Origin of the sequence: Actinomyces gerencseriae DSM 6844, from assembly GCF_000429265.1 — a bacterium.
GTDB lineage: Bacteria > Actinomycetota > Actinomycetes > Actinomycetales > Actinomycetaceae > Actinomyces > Actinomyces gerencseriae.
The window spans coordinates 228,901-246,806 of sequence record NZ_KE386873.1; the positions used below are offsets into that span (position 1 = coordinate 228,901).

A 17,906-nucleotide genomic window follows, 5' to 3' on the forward strand; every position below is an offset into this window, starting at 1 on the left:
CGAGCCCCGATGCGCCCGTGCCGGTAGCCTTGTGACATGAGTTACGATGTCCTGGTCTTCGATCCCGCAGCCGTCTCCGACGCGGACTTCCCCGCCTGGTGGGTGGAGCAGGCCACCTGGTCCGAGAACCACTCCTACTCCGACCCGGCAGTGACCACCCCCGAGCTCCAGGCCTTCTACGCGGACATACACCAGCAGTTCCCGAACATGAATGGACCGGACGCCCCGACCGATGAGGAGCTGGACACCGATCCCGATATCGAGGATCGCCTGGCCGACTACAGCATCGGCACCCGCCTCATCTACATGGCCTTCCCCTGGAGCCAGGCCGCGCACGCCCTCACCGCCGTCGAGACCATCGCCCTGCGCAATGGCGTGGCAGTGGCCCGTGTCAGCGACGACTCCTCCATCCAACGCCCCTGACCCCGTGCCGACCTTCACCGAGATCGGTTCAGTTCCGTGCCGAGATCGGTCCGGTTCCGTGCCGAGATCGGTCCGGTTCCGGCTCGAGAGATGCTCCCGCTCCGTCCGGCCGCTTCAAACGGGCGCGGGCCGTTCGAAGCGGCAGCACCTCGGCCCCGAGACGCGCAATCGCTCTCAGCCCTCGCGTGGTACTGGTCGCGGCGACACCGGACCAGGCTCGGCGGAAAAGGGGCAACAGGAGACGATCGGTCTCAGACCTCCTCGTACTGGGTGATGACCGGGGCCTCGTCGGAGAGCTCGACCAGCCGGGGGATGAGGGTGGTGAAGTGCTCGGAGGCGTTGTGGGCATCGATGGCGGCGGCGTCGGCCCAGCCCTCGACGAAAGCGAAGGCACCGGCGTCCTCGCGGGAGACGACGAACTGGTAGGAGACGTTGCCGACCTCGGCGAGGCTGCCGGCGACCAGGCGGCGACCGAGCTCGACGAAGCGCTCACGATTGGCCTCGGGAACTGCGAAAGTGGCAACGATGGTGATCATGGAACTCCTCGATCCGGTCCGTCGGCGGCCCTCCGACCGTCATGACGCGGCCCCATGCTATCGAGGATCGGGTCAGGCCCGCGGCTGGCGCTCCGCCCACTCGCGCGGGCTCACGCGGGAGCCGGTGTAGAAGGGCGTGTCCTGGCGCACGTGGAGTCGGGCCTCGGTGTAGCGCTGGTGGTGGATGACTCCCTCCAGCCGGTCCAGGGTGTCGGCCTCGAAGGCGAGGACCCACTCGTAGTCGCTCATGCCGAAGGCCGCGAGCGTCGAGCCCTTGACATCCGGGTACTTCGAGAAGCCGTTGCGGCCGTGCGCGGCCATGATGCGCGAGCGCTCCTCATCGGGGAGCAGGTACCAGTCGTAGCTGCGCACGAACGGGTACACCATGCACCAGTCGCGCGGGGCGACGCCGCCGAGGCAGGCGGGGATGTGCTTGCGGTTGAACTCGGCCGGGGTGTGCAGGCCCATGCAGGACCACACGGGCTCCAGGTAACGGCCCAGAGCGCTGGCGCGCAGCCGGTGGCTGGCGTCCTGGAGCTTCTCGGGGTCGTCGTCGAGCCACCAGATCATGAGGTCGGCGTCGGAGCGGAACCCGGAGACGTCGTACCAGCCGCGGGTGGTGACCTCGGACTGGTCGACGAAGTAGTTCGACTCCCCGACCAGCCGACGGCGGGTGTCCTCCAGGGCGGGCAGCGGCGCCACGAGGCAGTAGACGGCGTAGAGGGCGTAGTGGAGGCGATTGTTGACGGCGTCCAGATCGACGTCGGTGGCGTCCCGCGGGTCGCGGTGGGGGCGGCGCTCCTCGTCCTCGAACCGATGCAGGCGGGAGTCATCCCGGCCGGGCTCGGCAGTGGGCTGGGGGCTGTCGTGATTCGTCATCACAGGCTTCCTTCGTCGGCAAGAGCAGTGTCGTGAGCAGTATGCGGCCTGGCGGGCGCTGACGGGAGGGATTTCGCGGTCGGGCCGATCCCGTGGGCGGAGCGGGCCCCGGGGCCGGGGACCGGATGGCCTCCCGCGCCCGAGCCGCCGGTCCCGTGACCGCGCGCGGAGCGGGTCTCCGCGCGACAGCACTGGGGCGGGCACACGGTGTGGAAGGGACCGGTGCCGGTGGTCGACGCCGGGCGGGTCTCCTCGCCCCGCGCCGCGGCGGCGCGCTCCGCGAGGATGTCCCCCAGCGAGGACACCAGGGCCGGGTGCGTGCCGGCGGTCGCGGCCCGCACGTAGGGCAGACCCAGGCGGGCGGCGGTGTCCGCGGCCTCGGTGTCGAGGTCGAAGACGACCTCCATGTGGTCGGCCACGAACCCGATGGGCGCGACGACGACGCCCGCGGGCGCGGCCACCGGCGCGCCGTCGGTCAGGCGCCCGGCCACGAGGGCCTCCAGGTGGTCGTTGACGTCCGGCTCGAGCCAGCGGGCCTGCGGCGGTCCGGAGCGCGAGCAGAAGACGAGATCGTGATCGGGCGCCCCCTCCAGGCCGAGGCGGTCGGTCAGGGCGGGCAGGAGGACCTCGATGAGGCGACGGTGCTGCTCCACGTAGGAGATCTCCGTGGACAGGTCCGCGGCCACGCCCGGCTCCGGGGGCGGGACCGGGCGGGCCGTCCGGGCCGATCGCCCCCGATCGCCGTCAGCGCAGCCCGCCCGTCGCGGACAGTCCGCCGAACCCCCGGCGCTCCCGGACGGGCTCCCCGGTCGCCCCCCGGCGTCGTCGCCCGGATGAGCGGCCCCCTCGGGGACACCCCCGGCCCCGGCGCGCCCCGGGCCGCCGTCCCGAACCTCACCGGGACCGGGCGACGAGAGCCGCTCCATGGACTCGGGCACGGAATGGGTGACCAGGACCAGTCTGATGCCCTCCGGGGCGACGCCCCGACCGACGAGCCGCCCGTAGGCCTCGGCGATGGCGTCGACGTTGGCCCGGAGCATGCCCTCGGTGTTGTAGAAGGGGCGGGTCTTGTCCACCACGAGTCCCACCGGCGCCCCGCCGGCACCGCCGACCCGCGCGGCGGCGTCGGCCTCGGCGCCCCGCCCGGTCGCCCCGTCCGCGCCCTCGGCGAGCAGGGCCAGCGCACCGGCCACATCCTCGCGGTACTGGCGGCAGCCCGAGTAGGAGGCGTAGGCGGAGGTCGTGATCGCCAGGACGCGGCGCGCCCCGCCGTCGGCCAGGGCGCGCAGGGCCTCGGAGACGAAGGGGTGCCAGTTGCGATTGCCGATGGCCACCGGCAGGCGCGAACCGCGGGCGGCGAGCTCGGTGCGCAGGGCTTCCAGGAGCTCGGCGTTGCGGGCGTTGATCGGCGAGACGCCGTTGAAGCGGCCGTAGTGGCCCGAGACCTCCAGAAGGCGGGAGTCGGGCACGCCCCGGCCGGCGGTGGCGTTGCGCATGAAGGGCAGGACGTCGTCGGGGCCCTGCGGGCCGCCGTAGGACAGCAGCAGGACGGCGTCGTAGGGGGCCAGTGGATCGCTCATGAGCGCCCTCCCGAAAACGCGGGGATCCTGGCGGGCCCCTCCGGGCCATCCGGTGCCGCGAACCGCTCGGCGAGCGCCCCCGGGAGCGGGTCGGGGGCCGGCGCGGGCGAATCGGCGACCGGTCCCTCGAAGGCCCCGGTCGACGTCCGGCCCTCCTGGTCGGCGGCGTCCGCCGCGGACGCCCGTCCCCGCCGGGTCGGGATCGTCGGGAGGTCGGCGGCCCCGCGCTCGACGCCCGGGTCCCGCGCCTCCCGGGCCCCCTCGTGGGCGGGGCAGGCCGCGGGCGGCCCGCCGTCGGCGCGCAGCCCCGACGCGATCCGCGGGCCGAGCACGACCTCAAGGGCCTCGAGGTACTCCCGCTCGCGACCGTCCTCCCCGGCGGCGCGCGCGGCGACGGTGGGGTGGTGCAGAAGACGAGCGGCCAGATGGTGCAGGGCGCGTGCGGCCTCCTCGGCGTCGACGCGTCCGTCCGCGACGTGCAGGCGGGCGACCTCCTCCTCGACGACGGCCTCGACGCCACCGCGCAGCCGTCGCACGACCGGGTCCATGCGGCGTCCGGCCCGCATCCGCTCGAAGCTCGCGACCTCCCGGGCGATGATCCGCCGCGCCGCCTCGACCTGGCCGGCCTCGACGTCGGGCACGGCGCGCTGCACGCTGGGCAGATCGATGAGCAGGACGCCGGGCAGGGCGCCGACGGACCGCTCGACGTCGCGGCTCAAGGCGAGATCGAGCACGACCAGGGGTCCCCCGTCGGCCGCTGCGCCTCCGCCGGGCTCAAGCCGATGCCCGAGCCCGGGACTCCCCCCGGCCGCGACGCTCCCTGCGCCGCGATGCGCGGCCGGGCGCACGGCCGACGACACCAGCTCGCGGGTCAGGACGGGAGCGCCCAGCCCCCGGCAGGTGATGACGAGGTCGGCCAGCGCGAGCGAGCGCCGCAGGCCGGCCCCGTCGACGGCGCGCACGCAGTGCCCGGCGGCGAAGTCCCGGGCGCGGTCGGAGCGGGAGTGGACCTCGATATCGTGAATCCCGCGGTTGCGCAGAGCGGTGACGGTGGCACCGGCGTAGGCGCCCGTGCCGACGATGAGCGCGCGCACGCCCTGCGGCGGCAGGTGCCGCGCGGCGATCTCCAGGCCGACGGCGACGACGCTGCGCCCGGCGCCGGCCAGCGCGGTCCTGGCGGCCACGTGCCGCGAGGCGGCCGAGGCGTGCTCGACGACGCGGGTCAGGGCGCCGGTGACGGTGCCCTCGGCGGTGGCGAGGATCAGGGCGCGGCGGAGCTGGCCGGCGATCTCGCGCTCGCCGACGACCATCGACTCCAGGCCGGCCGCAGTGGCGAAGAGCTCGTAGTGCGCGGCCCGGCCCGACCAGAGGCTCAGGCGCACGGGCCGATCGGATCCCGATCGCTCGGCGAGGAAGGCGGTCACGTCGTCGCGCAGGGTCTCGGCCGGCAGATCGTCGGGGGCGTCCAGGAGGATCGCCAGACGGTTGCAGGTGCCCAGGACGAGGGCGCCGTCGAGGCCCCGGACGGCGCGGAGCAGGTCGGGCCCGAGGCGGGCGGAGACGCCTCCCAGGCGGGAGACTGCCGCCAGGCCCTGAGCGCGATGATCGGCGGAGAGAAGATGAATAGTCACAGTGAGCGCCAGTCAAGCACCCGTCGGCGGCGGGACTCCACTTGACACCCGCGATAGGGGCCGGAGCATCGGGACAGGGTGTCAGAATTATTTCGCGACAACGTGTCCCATCATTGTTCCCGTTGCCCTTACTGGCATCCCGCGCCCCGGCGGGATCGCCGAGGATGCGTCGCCGAAATAGCATCGGCTAGCATTCAACGACAATACGGGGTGTCGCCTCGAACGTATTCAGGATGATTTCATGATGGATTCCTCACCAAATTCGAGCGGGGACGGGCTCGCCGCCGACGCGATGCCCGCCCTGCTCGAAGCGCTCGGGGGCGGGCGTCCCGCGCGCACGCCCGTGTGGTTCATGCGCCAGGCGGGGCGGAGCCTGCCGGAGTACCGGGCCCTGCGCGAGCGCACCGGGCTCGACATGCTCGACGCCTGCCTCACCCCCGAGCTCGCGGCCGAGATCACGCTCCAGCCCGTGCGCCGCCATGGGGTGGACGCCGCCGTCTTCTTCTCCGACATCATGGTGCCGTTGCGCCTGGCCGGCCTGGCGGTGCGGATCGAGCCGGGGGTGGGCCCCGTCATCGACGACCCGGTGCGCACTCCCGACGACGTCGCCCGGCTGACCGACCACCGCTACGGCGCCGACGCCGCCGGACGCGCGGGCGCGCTCGCCGTCGAGGCCGGCGTGCGCATCGCCGTCGCCGAGCTCGGCGCCCCCGGCGCACCGGGCGACCGCGAGGCGCTCGACGAACGCGCCCGCGCCGGGCTCGCCGAGTCGCGCGGACGGGCCGCGTGGACTCCTCTCATCGGCTTCTGCGGGGCTCCCTTCACTCTGGCCGCCTACCTCGTCGAGGGCCGCCCGAGCCGGGACCACCTGGCGGCGCGCACCCTCATGCACGCCGACCCCGCCGCCTGGGAGAGGCTCATGACCTGGTGCGCCCGGGTGACCGGAGCCTTCATCGCCGCCCAGATCCGAGCCGGGGCCAGCGCCGCCCAGCTCTTCGACTCCTGGGCAGGGGCCCTATCGCCCGCGGATTACCGCGAACGGGCGGCTCCCTACTCCGCGCTGGCGCTGGGAATCGCTCGTGAGGCCGTCTCGCCCACCACCGGCGGGAGCGTCCCGCTGCTCCACTTCGGCACGGGCACGGCTCGCATCCTGACGGACATGCGGGGCGCGGGGGCCGACGGCGGGTGCGCCGTCGGGATCGACGACCGCACGGACCTGACCTGGGCCATCGACGAGCTGCGCGCCGCCGACGGGGGGCGGTTCGCCGAGCGGCACCCGCACCGGCGCCGAGGACCGGTCGTCGTCCAGGGCAACCTCGACCCGGCCCTCCTGGCCGCCCCCTGGGAGATCCTGGCGCCCGCCATCGACGCCTGCCTGGAGGCGGGGCGCGCCGCCGACGGCCACGTCGTCAACCTCGGCCACGGCGTGCCGCCGAGCACGGATCCGGATGTGCTCACCCGCGCGGTGGCCCGCGTGCACGGCTCGGAGGAGTGGGAGCGCGTCGCGCTCGCCGGCTGGGACGGGGCGGCGCGCTCCGGCTAGGACGGGGCGGCGCGCTCCGGCCGCGACGAGTCGGGCATTTCGGCGCGAGGCCGACGACGGCGTCGTCCGACTCGTCCCGGAATGCCCGACTCGTGATTCCTGTAGCCGGACGCGGCGCCGTCGGATCGATCTCGAGCCGGAACTGAACCGATCTCGATGCGGAACTCGACCGATCTCGGCGTAGCGAGCGGTATGGCTATTCGACTCGGCTACGACGACGGACATGCAGCGCGACGGCGGCGCTGACGACGACCGCCAGGGCCGCGGCGATCGGGACCGCGGCGGAGGCTCCGAGACCCGTGCGGGCGAGCGCGGCGGGTCCCCCCGCGGTGCTCGGGGTGGCGGTGGGCGGGACGATGGCCGGGGTCCCACGACCCCCGGACTCGCCCAGCACGCCGGAGGCCCCGTCGGATGCGGCATCGGCCGGATCTGGCACGGCGCCCGCCGAATCGGCCGCGGGCGCGGCGCTAATGGGAGCAGCGGGATCGGCCGTGGGCGCGGGCGGCTGCGCACCGCCGGCGACCTCACCGACGCCGGCCTCATCCTGGGTGGGGAGGCCGGGGGCGGGGTCGCACTCGTCCCCGATGCCATCGGAGTCGTAGTCGGTCTGCCCCCAGTTGTAGACGTCGGGGCAGTTGTCCGACTCCCTCGGGGTCTGGTCGCCGTCATCGGTCACCATGATCGAGGCGGTGGCCGTCGAGCTCCGCCCATCCGACTGAGTCGCGCGCACCCCGACGACGCCGTCGAGCTCGTCGGCGAAGACGTGCTCGACCTTGGGCGCGGTGGTGGTCTGGTCGAAGGCGCCGTCGCCGTCGAAGTCCCACTCGTAGGAGACGATCCGGCCGCTCGTGGCGTAGGACGCCGCCGCGTCGATGGTCAGCGGGTCACCGGCCCGGATGACGTAGTCCCCCTGGATCCAGGCGAAGGGCTTGGACTGCTCGGCCGTCAGGGCATCGCCGATCAGGTCGGGCAGCCCATCGGGGGAGGCGGAGTCCACCACGTCCGCCGCGTCCACCACGCCGCTGCCGCCCGCGGACGCCAGGGTTCTGAAGGACTCGGAGAAATCGGAGGCTCCCGGGCCCGCGGCGCCGGAGGTGTCGATGGCGTGGATGCGGACCGGATCGGCCGCGTAGGCGGCATGGGCCACCGAGGCCGCGGTGTCACCGGTGCCGGGCTCGGGGTCGGCGGCCGGGCGGTCCCCGATGACGACCACCTCCTTCCTCACCCCGGACCGCCAGTCCAGCCCCACGGCCTCCATGATGCCCGAGTAGACGGGGGCGCTCGCGGCGCCGGATGCGTCCGGCGTGCTCGCAGCGCCCCGGGAGGCGGAGTCGCCCCGGGAGGCGGAATCGCCCGGCGTGCTCCCAGCGCCCGGCGTGCCGGAATCACCGGGTGCCCCGGATGCGCCGTCGCTTTCGAGGGCCAGGGCGTCCAGTCCGTTCTCGATGGCGGTCGCGTCGGAGGTGAAGTCCACGTCGGTGCGCGCCGGCCGGCCGTTCGGATCGTCCTGGGAACGGCCCGCGTAGGACACCAGGGCGAAGCGGCAGGAGGATGAGGACGCCGCGGCCCTCTCGGCGATAGAGCGCATATTGGTGCGCATGGCGGCCACGTCGTCTCCCATCGAGCCCGCGCCGCTCACCGCGAAGACCACATCGAGACCCGCACTGGCGGGCGCGACGGGCCTGGCGTTGCCGGGCACGCCCACCTCGTCCTCGATCAGCTCGGCGATCCGCTCGTGACCGATCTTATTGGGGCGGTAGAACATGCTGGAGTCGAGGCTGGCATGCGACGCGGTCCTCCCGTCCTCGTCCAGGGACCCCTCGGTCTCCAGGAACTCGTTGATCCATCGGTACTCGTTCCGTCCGGCGGCCAACGGATCGGGCTCATGACCGGAGAAGGCGGTCATCGTGGAATCGATGTAGGTGACCTTCAGGGTGCTCGAGTGCGCGGTGTTCCACTCGTCCACGAGGGCGGACTGGGACTCCCTGGCCCTCTCGCTCAGGCTTCGCACCCCCGTTCCGGCGCCGTAGCTCGCCCCGCCCGCGCCGGCGAGCACGTACTCCTTGCTGCCCATGGACAGATACGGGTAGCCGACCAGCACCACCTGCGCGCCGTCGGCCAGCTTGGCGTCGAGCTTCTCCAGGATGCTCCGGGTCTGCGACCTCACGCTCGGCACGGCCACGCCGCCCTCGACGGCCTCGCTCTCCAGACGGCTGTCGGCCGTCTGGACGGTCTCCCGGCAGCCCGATGCGCTGCGGAGTCCGACCATGAAGCACCGCTTCACGATGTCCGGGAAGTGCACGTCGTTGCCGCCGATCGTGAGCATCACCAGGTCGGTGTCGGACGGCATCTCGCCGATCTGCTCATTGATGACGTCGCCGGTCGTGCTGCTGCTGTGAGCGAGATTCGTCAGAGTCGCGTGCGCGCCCCGCTCGTTGAGCCAGTCCACGTAATGATGCGCCCAGCTATTGCGACTGCGGTACGCCTTGCCGCCCGGATCGTCCGGGTCCTCGGCCTCGTAGTCCCCGGCGCCGCTGCCGGCCGAGTAGGAGTCCCCGAGCAGGGCGACGTTCAGCGTCACGTCCTGCTGCCCGGCATCCACCGCCTGCGCCGGCGCCTGGAGCGGGGGCGGACTCAGAATGCTCAGGCTCAGAAGGCCCAGGAGGCTCAGGAGAGCGGGAGCCGACAGGACGAGGGGGAGCACCGGGAGGGGACGCGCGCGTTTCATGATGTTCATCAGGGACCTTTCAGGGGCGGCGGGAGCGGCAGGAGCGAACGAGGAGCAGCGAGGACGAGAGGACCAACAGGAGCGGAGGAGACGAATGGGAGGCTATGGGAGGCAGAAGGGGACGACGTCGGCGACCGACCCCGCCCTCGCCGCTGCCGCTAATAGAGGAGCTCGACCAGGACGAGCGTGTAGAGCGGATCCGACGACGGGGCCTCCGGGTACCGAGTGATCGAGAGACGAATCCTGCTGCCCTTCAGGGGACCGGGCCTGCTACCGGTCCACAATGAGGGCAGAAGGTCCGGATCGGCGGTCCACCCCTGCTCCTGGGCGTAGGCCGCCAGGCGACTCATGAGGTCCTTCGAGGTGGACCCCTCGTCGCGGAAGCAGCGGACCAGGCACATCGACGAGGTGCACTCGGTCGAGAACCAGCCGCTCGGCTCGGACTCCTCGATCCCGAAGGCCTGCAGACCCAGGAGCACCGTCGAGGCCATCGGGTCGGCCTTCAGCGCCCGCAGCTTGACCGCGTCCTCGGCGAAGTACCCCGTGGGGCCGTACATCCAGCAGGCGCCCCCCGCCGCGACAGCCGCACCGCCCAGCAGGCACCCCAGCACACGCCTGCGCGACGGTCTTCCGCCCGCGCGAGGGGCCAGGGGGGCCGACAGCACCGGGGGCGCCGGGAACGGCGGAGGGGCAGAGACCGCCGCAGACGCGGAAACCGCGCTCCTGGGCGCATCGTCGGGAAGCGATTCGTCGTCATGGTAGGCGGAATTATCAGGAGTCAGGGAACTCACCCCTGAAAACTAACGAACCGACTACGCAGCGTCAATGCCCGTATCGGCACGCCTCCGACAGCGTATTCTCAGCGGGTCCCCAGCGCGTCGTCAGCGCCGCCGCCCATTGTGTGCCCGGCCCTCGCAATGGCACCGGTACAGTCTCCGGTTGAGGACGCCCGCGACGTCCTCAACCGCTTCGGGACCGTTCCACGCCCGGGTTCCATGCGCGTTCCGCACATCTCGCACATTCTGCACATTCTGCACATTCCATGCACAGGACGATCATGACGCCTCACCCTGACTCCCCCGGCGCATCGCCGCGATCGGTCACAACCCGCGCCGAGATCGGTTCGGCACCGTCCCGGCGCTCCGACCACCCGACCGCCGGGACGTCCGTCCAGCACCGGGATGCGCTCGTCGTCGGCGGCGGCGTCGCCGGCCTGACGGCGGCCTGGGAACTGACCCGCGCGGGACTGCGGCCGCTCGTGGTCGAGGCCCGCGGCTACACCGGCGGGCTCGTCGCCGCGGGCGTGCTCGCCGGGGTGCGCGTGGACCTGGGGGCGGAGGGCTTCGCCGTACGGGGCGACGCCGTCACGAGCATGGTCGACGCCCTCGGCCTGGAGATCGTCGGCCCCGCGGGCGGCGGGGCCGGGCTCTTCCTGCCCCCGGGCCCGGGCGAGCCGGTCCCCGACGACGACCCCGCCCGCGGGTGGAGACTGCACCGCTTCGTCCGCGATGCCCTCCTCGGGATCCCCGCCCGCCCCCTCGCCGACGACGTCGTCGCCATCATCGGCGCAGCGGCCGCCGAGCGGGCCGCCCGAGACTCTCGCCTGGGAGATGCCGGCACTCGCCCCGGCGACCCGACGGACCTGGCGTCCTTCGTGCGCACGCGCATGGGCGACGGCGCGCTCGACCGCCTCGTGAGCCCCATCGTCTCGGGCATCTACTCCAGGGACCCGGCGGTGCTCGCCGCGGACGCGGTCCTGCCGGGGCTGCGAGAGGCCACCGCCCGGCTCGGCTCCCTGCAGGCCGCGGTCGGCGAGGCCCTGGAGCGGCGGCGCGCCCGCGGGCGGGGCCGGAGCACGGCGGACGCGACGACCGCGGGCGGGCTCACGCGCCTGACCGACGCCCTGCGCTCCTCAGTCGAGGCCGCGGGGGGCGATGTGCTCACGCGCACGGGCGCGCAGTGGCTGCGACCCGCCGTCGGCGAGCCCGCCACCGGTCTGCGCGCCGACGAGCCCGGCGGCGCACCCGTCGGCGTGGAGGACGGCGGCGTGATCCCCTGGGACGTGGCCGTCGCCCCCACGGGTCGTGGCGCGACCCCCTCGGACGAGCCGGTCCCCATCGGTCCCGTCCGCATCGTGCGCGCGCCCCGAGTCGTGCTGGCATGCTCGGCGCCCGCCGCTCTGCGGCTGCTCGCCGGCGCCGGCGCCGTGGATGGCGCGGAGGGGGGCGAAGGACTCCGCGACGGCCCCGGAGTTCTCGGAGGCCCTGGAGGCTCTGGCGAGGGCCGGTGCCGCACGGACCCGACGGCACCGATCGGCGCCCCGATCGCCCGCTTCATGCTGGCGGTGCGCGCCCCGGAGCTGGCGGGCGCGCCGATGGGCTCGGGCCTGCTGGTGGCGAACGCCGGCGGGGATCGCCCGGTGCGCGCCAAGGCCCTGTCGCACCTGAATGTGAAATGGCCGTGGATCGGGACGGAGCTGGCCGCCCTGCACGGCCCGGACGCTCATGCGCTGCGCCTCTCCTACGGGCGCCTCGGCGAATCGCGCCCCGAGGTGGACCTGGATCTCGCGCTGGCCGACGTCCGGGCCCTGACCGGCGTGCGGATCGACCCGTCCGACGTCATCGACTCGGCACTGGTGCGGTGGGACGACGCACTGCCACCGGCCACCTCCGAGCACCGCGAGCGCGTCCTGCGCCTGCGCTCCCGGGTCCGGTCGCTGCCGGGGCTCGCGCTCACGGGGGCGTGGGTGGCCGGCACGGGGGTCGCCGCCGTCGTCGAGGACGCCCGTCGCCAGGCCGGTGCCGTGACCGCCGGCGGCGCGGGTAGCCTGCACGCGCCCCTCATGACCCCCGCCGCCCCGGCGCCTCTCGTTGGAAGGAGACACCTGTGACAGAACCCGCGGCCAGGACCGTCAGACTCGGCACGCGCGGCTCGGCGCTCGCCATCACCCAGTCCGGGCTCGTCGCCCACATGATCGCGCAGCGAGCGGCGGAGCTCGGCCTCGATCTCGCCGTCAAGATCGTCGAGATCCGCACCCAGGGCGACGTGGACCCGAGTGCGCTGACGCGGCTCGGAGGCATCGGGGCATTCGCGACGGCACTGCGCGAGGCGCTGCTCGACGGCGACTGCGACCTGGCGGTCCACTCCTTCAAGGACCTGCCCACGGCGCCCGTGCCAGGGCTGCGCATCGCCGCTGCGCCGCTGCGCGAGGATCCGCGCGACGCCCTGTGCACAGTGGGCGGTGCGGACGGGAGGCGCCTGTCCGAGCTGGCGCCCGGGGCGCGCATCGGGACGGGGTCGCCGCGGCGGGCCGCCCAGCTGCTGGCCGCCCGCCCGGACCTGCGGATCGTGCCGATGCGCGGCAACGTGCCCACGCGCTTGTCGCGGGTCCTCGGGAGGGGAGTGCGGGAGGACGGTCCGATGGGAGCGGCGCGCGAGCCGGACCTCGACGGCGTCGTCCTCGCACTGGCGGGTCTGCGGCGCCTCGAGCTGGGCGGTCATGTCAGCGAGATCCTGCCGGCCGGCACGGGAACGGGGCCCTCCGTCATGGTGCCGGCCGCGGGCCAGGGCGCACTCGCCGTGGAGACCCGTGAGGACCTGGAGCGGGAGGACCCCGAGCTGGCGCAGGTCCTGACCCACATCGACAGCCCCGGCACCCGCGCGGCCGTCACTGCCGAGCGCGCGGTGCTGGCCCGACTCGGAGCGGGATGCGCCGCACCGGTGGGCGTCCTGGCCGCGCCGGCCGTGGCGGGCGGCGACACCCTGCGTCTGGAGGCGGTGGTGGCCTCGCTCGACGGGCGCACCGTGGTGCGCGAGTCGGCGATGGCGCACCTGGACGAGGCCGGGGCGCTGGGCGAACGCGTCGCGCAGGCCCTGCTCGCGGCGGGCGCCGCGTCGGTCGCGGATCTGCGGGCGGGCACTCCGACCAGGGGGGACCTGCGGTGACCGGCCCAGCCGCGGGCCCCGCCTCGCCCCAGGCCGCCAGCCCCGCTGGTCCCAACTCGTCCTCCGAGCCCACGGTCCCTGCCTCGTCCGAGGCCGCCAGCCCCACGGGCTCCTCCCGGGCCGCCGGAGCCCCGAGCGGCGTAGCCTCCGCCTCTCCCACGGGACGCGGCGGCCCGCTGGACGGCCGCCGCATTCTGCTTCCGCGGGTCAAGGACGAGGACGCGCTGGCCGCCGCACTGCGCGCCGCGGGAGCCGAGGTCGACACGATCGAGGCGACCCGCGCCATCGCCGGGCCGTCCGAGCCGCGCGCCCGCGCGGAGGCGGCGCTGGCGACGGGCGCCTACGCCTGGCTCATCGTGTCCTCGCCACGCGCACTCGACTACGTCGACCTGACGGGGCTTCCGACCGGTACGGGCCTGGCGGTCGTCGGCCCCGCCACCGCTCGCCGCGTCGCACGGGTCATCGGGCGCCGGGCCGACCTCGTGGCAGGGGGCTCCTCGGCCGCCCTCCTGGAACTCACTCCCCTGTCGAACGGTCCGGCACCGGGCGCCGCCGGAGCGGCGAGACGGATCCTGCTGCCGGGCTCCGCGCTGCGCAGCACCACCCTGGTCGACGGGCTGACCGAGGTCGGCTGGGAGGTGGATGCGGTGCCGGTCTACACGATGGAATCGCTGAGTCCCGCGGAGCTGCCCGACGGCTTCGCCCAGCGCTGGTCGGACGGGGTTTTCGACGCCGTCGTGCTCACGGCCGGCTCCTCCAGCCGAGCGCTGGCCGAGCTGGTCGGACCGCCGCCGGTCTCCACACGAGTGGTGGCGCTCGGGCGCCCGACAGCCGCGTCCGCCGGCGAGGCCGGTTTCGTCGTGGACGCCGTCGCCGCCTCCCCCACCCCGCCCGGCGTTCGCGCCGCCGCCATCGCCGCACTGTTCCCCTGAACTCCCCCGAGCGTCACCCGCCGCCCGCGCCGCAACCGGCCCCGCACGAGAACGACCCGCCTCGGACGCACGAACCGCCCACCGGCCCCTTGCGCGCCCGCCACCGGTAACGCAACCAGATCACCCTCGCGACACCAGCCCCCCCGCATGAGAAGGCACGCCCCATGACCGTTTCCTCGACCCGCCCGACCGAGCGGACGGCCGGCCCCACCGCCCGCGCCGCAGCCGGCTCGGCCGCCCGCGCCGCAACCGGCCCCGCTTCCGGTCCACCAGCCGGCCCCGCGGACGACACCGCAGGCGGCCCCGAGACCGGCCCCGCAGCCGACTTGCGCGCCGGCGCCCTGCCCACCCCCTCCGACCCCGCCACGTCACCGGCGGCCGACGTCCTCGTGAGCAGGGGCGTCCCGGGGCCGGTGGTGCCCGCCGTGCGGCCCCGCCGTCTGCGGCGAACGCCCGCCCTGCGGGGACTGGTCGCCCAGACGAGGATGAGCCCAGCCCAGCTCATCCTGCCGGCCTTCGTGCGCGAGGGCATCGACGAGCCGGTCCCGATCGGCGCCATGCCCGGCGTCGTCCAGCACACCCTGGACTCGCTGCGCCGCGAGGCCGCCGCCTGCGCGGAGGCCGGCGTCGGGGCGATCGACCTGTTCGGGGTGCCCGCCGCTCGCGACGAGACCGGCTCGCGGGCCTGGGCCGAGAACGGGATCCTCAACCGCGGGATCGCCGCGGTGCGCGCCGAGGTGGGCGACGATGTCGTCGTGTGCGCGGACACGTGCCTGGACGAGTTCACCAGCCACGGTCACTGCGGGCTCGTGCGCCCCGGGCCGGGAGCGCGCGCCGGGGAGGTCGACAACGACTCGACCCTGGCGCTGTACCAGGCGATGGCCGTCTCCCAGGCGGAGGCCGGGGCGCATATGGTCTCGCCCTCGGGCATGATGGACGGGCAGGTCGCGGCGATCCGCGCCGCCCTGGACGCCACCGGGCACGACGACGTCGCCATCCTGGCCTACTCCGCGAAGTACGCCTCGGCCTACTTCGGTCCCTTCCGCGAGGCCGTGGACTCCGCCCTCAAGGGAGACCGGCGCACCTACCAGCAGGATCCGGCCAACCGCCGCGAGGGACTGCGCGAGGCGATGCTCGACGTCGAGCAGGGCGCGGACATGGTCATGGTCAAGCCCGCCGGCCCGTACCTGGATGTGCTGGCCGACGTCGCGGCCGCCAGTCCCGTGCCGGTGGCCGCCTATCAGGTGTCCGGCGAGTACGCGATGGTCGAGGCGGCGGCCGCCAACGGGTGGATCGACCGCGGACGGGTCATCGCGGAGTCGGTGCTCGGGATCGTGCGGGCCGGCGCCGATACGGTGCTCACCTACTGGGCGCGTGAGATCGCCGAGGGGCTCGACTGAGGCGCGCCTCCCGGACCCGACCCGCCGGCCAGCGCCTCCGCAGCGGAGGCCCGGGGCGCGCTCGGGGACGCCCCCGAGCCCGGCCCGCCGGCCGGCCGGCGCTCTCATCGCGCGGCGGCCGCGTCCGTCCTCCATCAGTGCGGGACGACGTCGGGGCGTGTCCGCCAAGACCCCGCCCCACCTGCCCGTCCTCCATCAGTGCGGGACGGTGGGAGCGTGGGGCTCCTGTGGCCTAGCAGGACTCGTCCGGACAGGAGGGTGTCCAAATCTGCCGCAAAGGCGTCGCGGGCCGGCATTGACGGTGAAGCAAGGCCCGGAATACCAACGATTCTCTTCGTGCACCCCGACCGGTCCCGGGCCTTTGTGGCAGATTTGGACACTCCGGCGCCGAAACGGGCTGCTCCGGGGTATCCCGGGACGGGCCTCACCCGGGAGGGCGGCGCAGGCGCACCCGGGCGCGGGCATCGGCTCTGGACCCGCGCACCGGGTCCCGCGTCGAAGCGGCTGCCGGCGTCGGCTCCCAGGATCTCCGGGGCCTGCGCGCGTCGAGCCAGCAGGGCTGCGGCGGATCGATGCGTGGCGGCGGCGACCGGGGCCCGCGCACCCGGACCTGCGCACGTCGGTCCGGCGGAGATCGAGCCGGTCCTGCCGAGGTCGAACCGGTAGAGTCCGCTCCGGTGATACTCAACAGCTCGACCGGCCCATCACCGACCCGCCCACCACCGACCGACCCGCCGCAGCAGGAACGATGACGCCCTCGCACTCGACTCCGACCACCAACGCCTCCCTCTTCGACGCCGCCCGCGCCGTCATCCCCGGGGGCGTGGACTCCCCCGTGCGCGCCTTCGGGTCGGTGGGCGGTACGCCCGCCTTCATCGAGAGCGCCCGGGGCGCCCGCGTCATCGACGCCGAGGGGCGCGACTACGTCGACCTGGTGGGGTCGTGGGGCCCGGCACTGCTCGGGCACGCCCACCCCGCCGTCGTCGAGGCCGTGCGCCGGGCGGCGTCCCGCGGCCTGTCCTTCGGCGCCCCCACCGCCGCCGAGACCGAGTTGGCCGAGGCGGTGCGGCGCCGCGTGCCCGCGGCCGAGCGGGTCCGCTTCGTGTCCACCGGCACCGAGGCGACGATGACGGCGGTGCGCCTGGCGCGCGGGGCGGCCGGTCGCGACCTGGTGGTGAAGTTCGCCGGCTGCTACCACGGGCACAGCGACGGGCTGCTGTCGGCCGCCGGCTCCGGGGTGGCCACGGGCGGCCTGCCCGGGTCGGCGGGGGTGCCGCGGGAGGTCGCCGCGCAGACGATCGTGCTGCCCTACAACAACCCGGCCGCCCTGGAGGAGTGCTTCGCGGAGCGCGGGGAGGAGATCGCCGCCGTCATCACCGAGTCGGCGCCCGCGAACATGGGGATCGTGCCGCCCGCACCCGGTTTCAACGCGGCGGTGCGGCGGGTGACCGCGGCGCACGGCGCGCTCATGATCGCCGACGAGGTGCTGACCGGCCTCCGAGTGGGTCCGGCCGGGTTCTGGGGTCTGGAGGCCCTGGACGGTTGGGCCGTCGATCTGCCCGACGGCGGCGCCGCGGTGGCCTCGGCGCCGTCGTGGCCGGGAGCCGACTGGCGCGAGCGGGCGGCCTGGGTGCCGGACCTGCTGACCTTCGGCAAGGTGGTGGGCGGCGGCATGCCGCTGGCGGCCCTCGGCGGGAGGGCCGACGTCATGGAGCTGCTCGCTCCGGCCGGGCCCGTCTACCAGGCCGGGACGCTGAGCGGCAACCCGCTGGCCACGGCGGCCGGGCTCGCGACGCTGGAGCTGGCCGACGACGCCGTCTACGCGACCGTCGCCGCCCGCGCGCGCGAGATCGGACGGGTCGTGGGCGCGGCGCTGGACGCCGAGGGGGTGGCGCACCGGGTGCAGCGCTCGGGCTCGCTGTTCTCGGTCATGTTCGGACCCGACGCCGCCGAGCGCGGCGTGCGCGACTACGACGGCGCGCGCGCCCAGGAGGCGTGGCGCTTCGGGCCGTTCTTCCACGCGTTCCTGGAGGCGGGTGTGGCCCTGCCGCCGAGCGTCTTCGAGGCCTGGTTCGTCTCGGCCGCGCACGCCGACGCCGAGCTGGAGCGCATCGCGGACGCGGCGCCGGCGGCGGCGCGGGCCGCGGCCTCCGCGCGGCCCGAGTGATTCCCCGAAGTGATCGCCGAGTAGCGGCGTCCCGCCCCGGCGGGTCATTTCCCGGTTGACCCGCGAGTGCCGAGGTCGCCCCGACCATCTGCGCCCTCATCGCATACGTCCGGACAGCCATTCACTTCCGGCGGTCTCGGGA

Annotated in this window: 13 protein-coding genes; 7 read left to right on the top strand and 6 right to left on the bottom strand. The window is 74.4% G+C overall.

Annotated features, from left to right (window positions below; genetic code table 11):
* Positions 1-36: 36 nt before the first annotated feature.
* Positions 37-423 carry a hypothetical protein gene (locus G448_RS0114120; protein WP_026408506.1) on the top strand — a complete coding sequence of 129 codons (387 nt, stop codon included), beginning with the start codon at positions 37-39 and terminating at the stop codon, positions 421-423.
* Between the two features lie 251 nt (positions 424-674).
* Here G448_RS0114120 and G448_RS0114125 read toward each other — a convergent pair whose 3' ends face one another.
* From G448_RS0114125 to G448_RS16870, 4 genes are all read right to left on the bottom strand, one after another.
* Complete coding sequence (locus G448_RS0114125) at positions 675-959, bottom strand: putative quinol monooxygenase (protein WP_026408507.1); 285 nt, start codon at positions 957-959, stop codon at positions 675-677.
* 72 nt (positions 960-1,031) lie between these two features.
* A complete protein-coding gene (gene hemQ / locus G448_RS0114130) occupies positions 1,032-1,838 on the bottom strand; it encodes a hydrogen peroxide-dependent heme synthase (RefSeq protein ID WP_026408508.1) in 807 nt (268 codons plus the stop codon).
* A complete protein-coding gene (locus G448_RS0114135; protein ID WP_026408509.1) occupies positions 1,838-3,418 on the bottom strand; it encodes a ferrochelatase in 1,581 nt (526 codons plus the stop codon). Before G448_RS0114135 ends, hemQ begins: the two co-directional genes overlap by 1 nt.
* The gene (locus G448_RS16870; RefSeq protein WP_084436818.1) at positions 3,415-5,049 is read right to left on the bottom strand and encodes a glutamyl-tRNA reductase; all 1,635 of its coding nucleotides are present in this window, start codon (positions 5,047-5,049) and stop codon (positions 3,415-3,417) included. Before G448_RS16870 ends, G448_RS0114135 begins: the two co-directional genes overlap by 4 nt.
* 241 nt (positions 5,050-5,290) lie before the next feature.
* Between G448_RS16870 and G448_RS0114145 the strand changes: the two genes are divergently transcribed.
* Positions 5,291-6,592 carry a uroporphyrinogen decarboxylase gene (locus G448_RS0114145; RefSeq protein ID WP_026408510.1) on the top strand — a complete coding sequence of 434 codons (1,302 nt, stop codon included), beginning with the start codon at positions 5,291-5,293 and terminating at the stop codon, positions 6,590-6,592.
* A gap of 196 nt (positions 6,593-6,788) precedes the next feature.
* Here the strand turns inward: G448_RS0114145 and G448_RS0114150 are convergent, their stop codons facing one another.
* Positions 6,789-9,329, bottom strand: coding sequence for a GDSL-type esterase/lipase family protein (locus G448_RS0114150; RefSeq protein WP_245572364.1), 2,541 nt, complete (start codon positions 9,327-9,329; stop codon positions 6,789-6,791).
* 149 nt (positions 9,330-9,478) lie between these two features.
* Positions 9,479-9,931, bottom strand: coding sequence for a hypothetical protein (locus G448_RS0114155; RefSeq protein ID WP_026408512.1), 453 nt, complete (start codon positions 9,929-9,931; stop codon positions 9,479-9,481).
* Positions 9,932-10,377: 446 nt separating this feature from the next.
* Here G448_RS0114155 and G448_RS16875 point away from each other — a divergent pair, with 446 nt between their 5' ends.
* From G448_RS16875 to hemL, 5 genes are all read left to right on the top strand, one after another.
* A complete protein-coding gene (locus tag G448_RS16875) occupies positions 10,378-12,210 on the top strand; it encodes a protoporphyrinogen/coproporphyrinogen oxidase (RefSeq protein ID WP_051269117.1) in 1,833 nt (610 codons plus the stop codon).
* Positions 12,207-13,265: a hydroxymethylbilane synthase gene (gene hemC / locus G448_RS0114165; protein WP_026408513.1), complete on the top strand. Its 1,059-nt coding sequence runs from the start codon at positions 12,207-12,209 to the stop codon at positions 13,263-13,265. Before G448_RS16875 ends, hemC begins: the two co-directional genes overlap by 4 nt.
* On the top strand, positions 13,262-14,197 hold the full coding sequence (locus G448_RS16880) for a uroporphyrinogen-III synthase (protein WP_084436820.1): 936 nt from the start codon (positions 13,262-13,264) through the stop codon (positions 14,195-14,197). The genes hemC and G448_RS16880 overlap by 4 nt, the downstream gene beginning before the upstream one ends.
* 164 nt (positions 14,198-14,361) lie before the next feature.
* A complete protein-coding gene (gene hemB / locus G448_RS0114175) occupies positions 14,362-15,597 on the top strand; it encodes a porphobilinogen synthase (RefSeq protein WP_245572365.1) in 1,236 nt (411 codons plus the stop codon).
* A gap of 748 nt (positions 15,598-16,345) precedes the next feature.
* Positions 16,346-17,764 carry a glutamate-1-semialdehyde 2,1-aminomutase gene (gene hemL / locus G448_RS0114185; protein ID WP_026408515.1) on the top strand — a complete coding sequence of 473 codons (1,419 nt, stop codon included), beginning with the start codon at positions 16,346-16,348 and terminating at the stop codon, positions 17,762-17,764.
* The last annotated feature ends 142 nt before the right edge of the window (positions 17,765-17,906 follow it).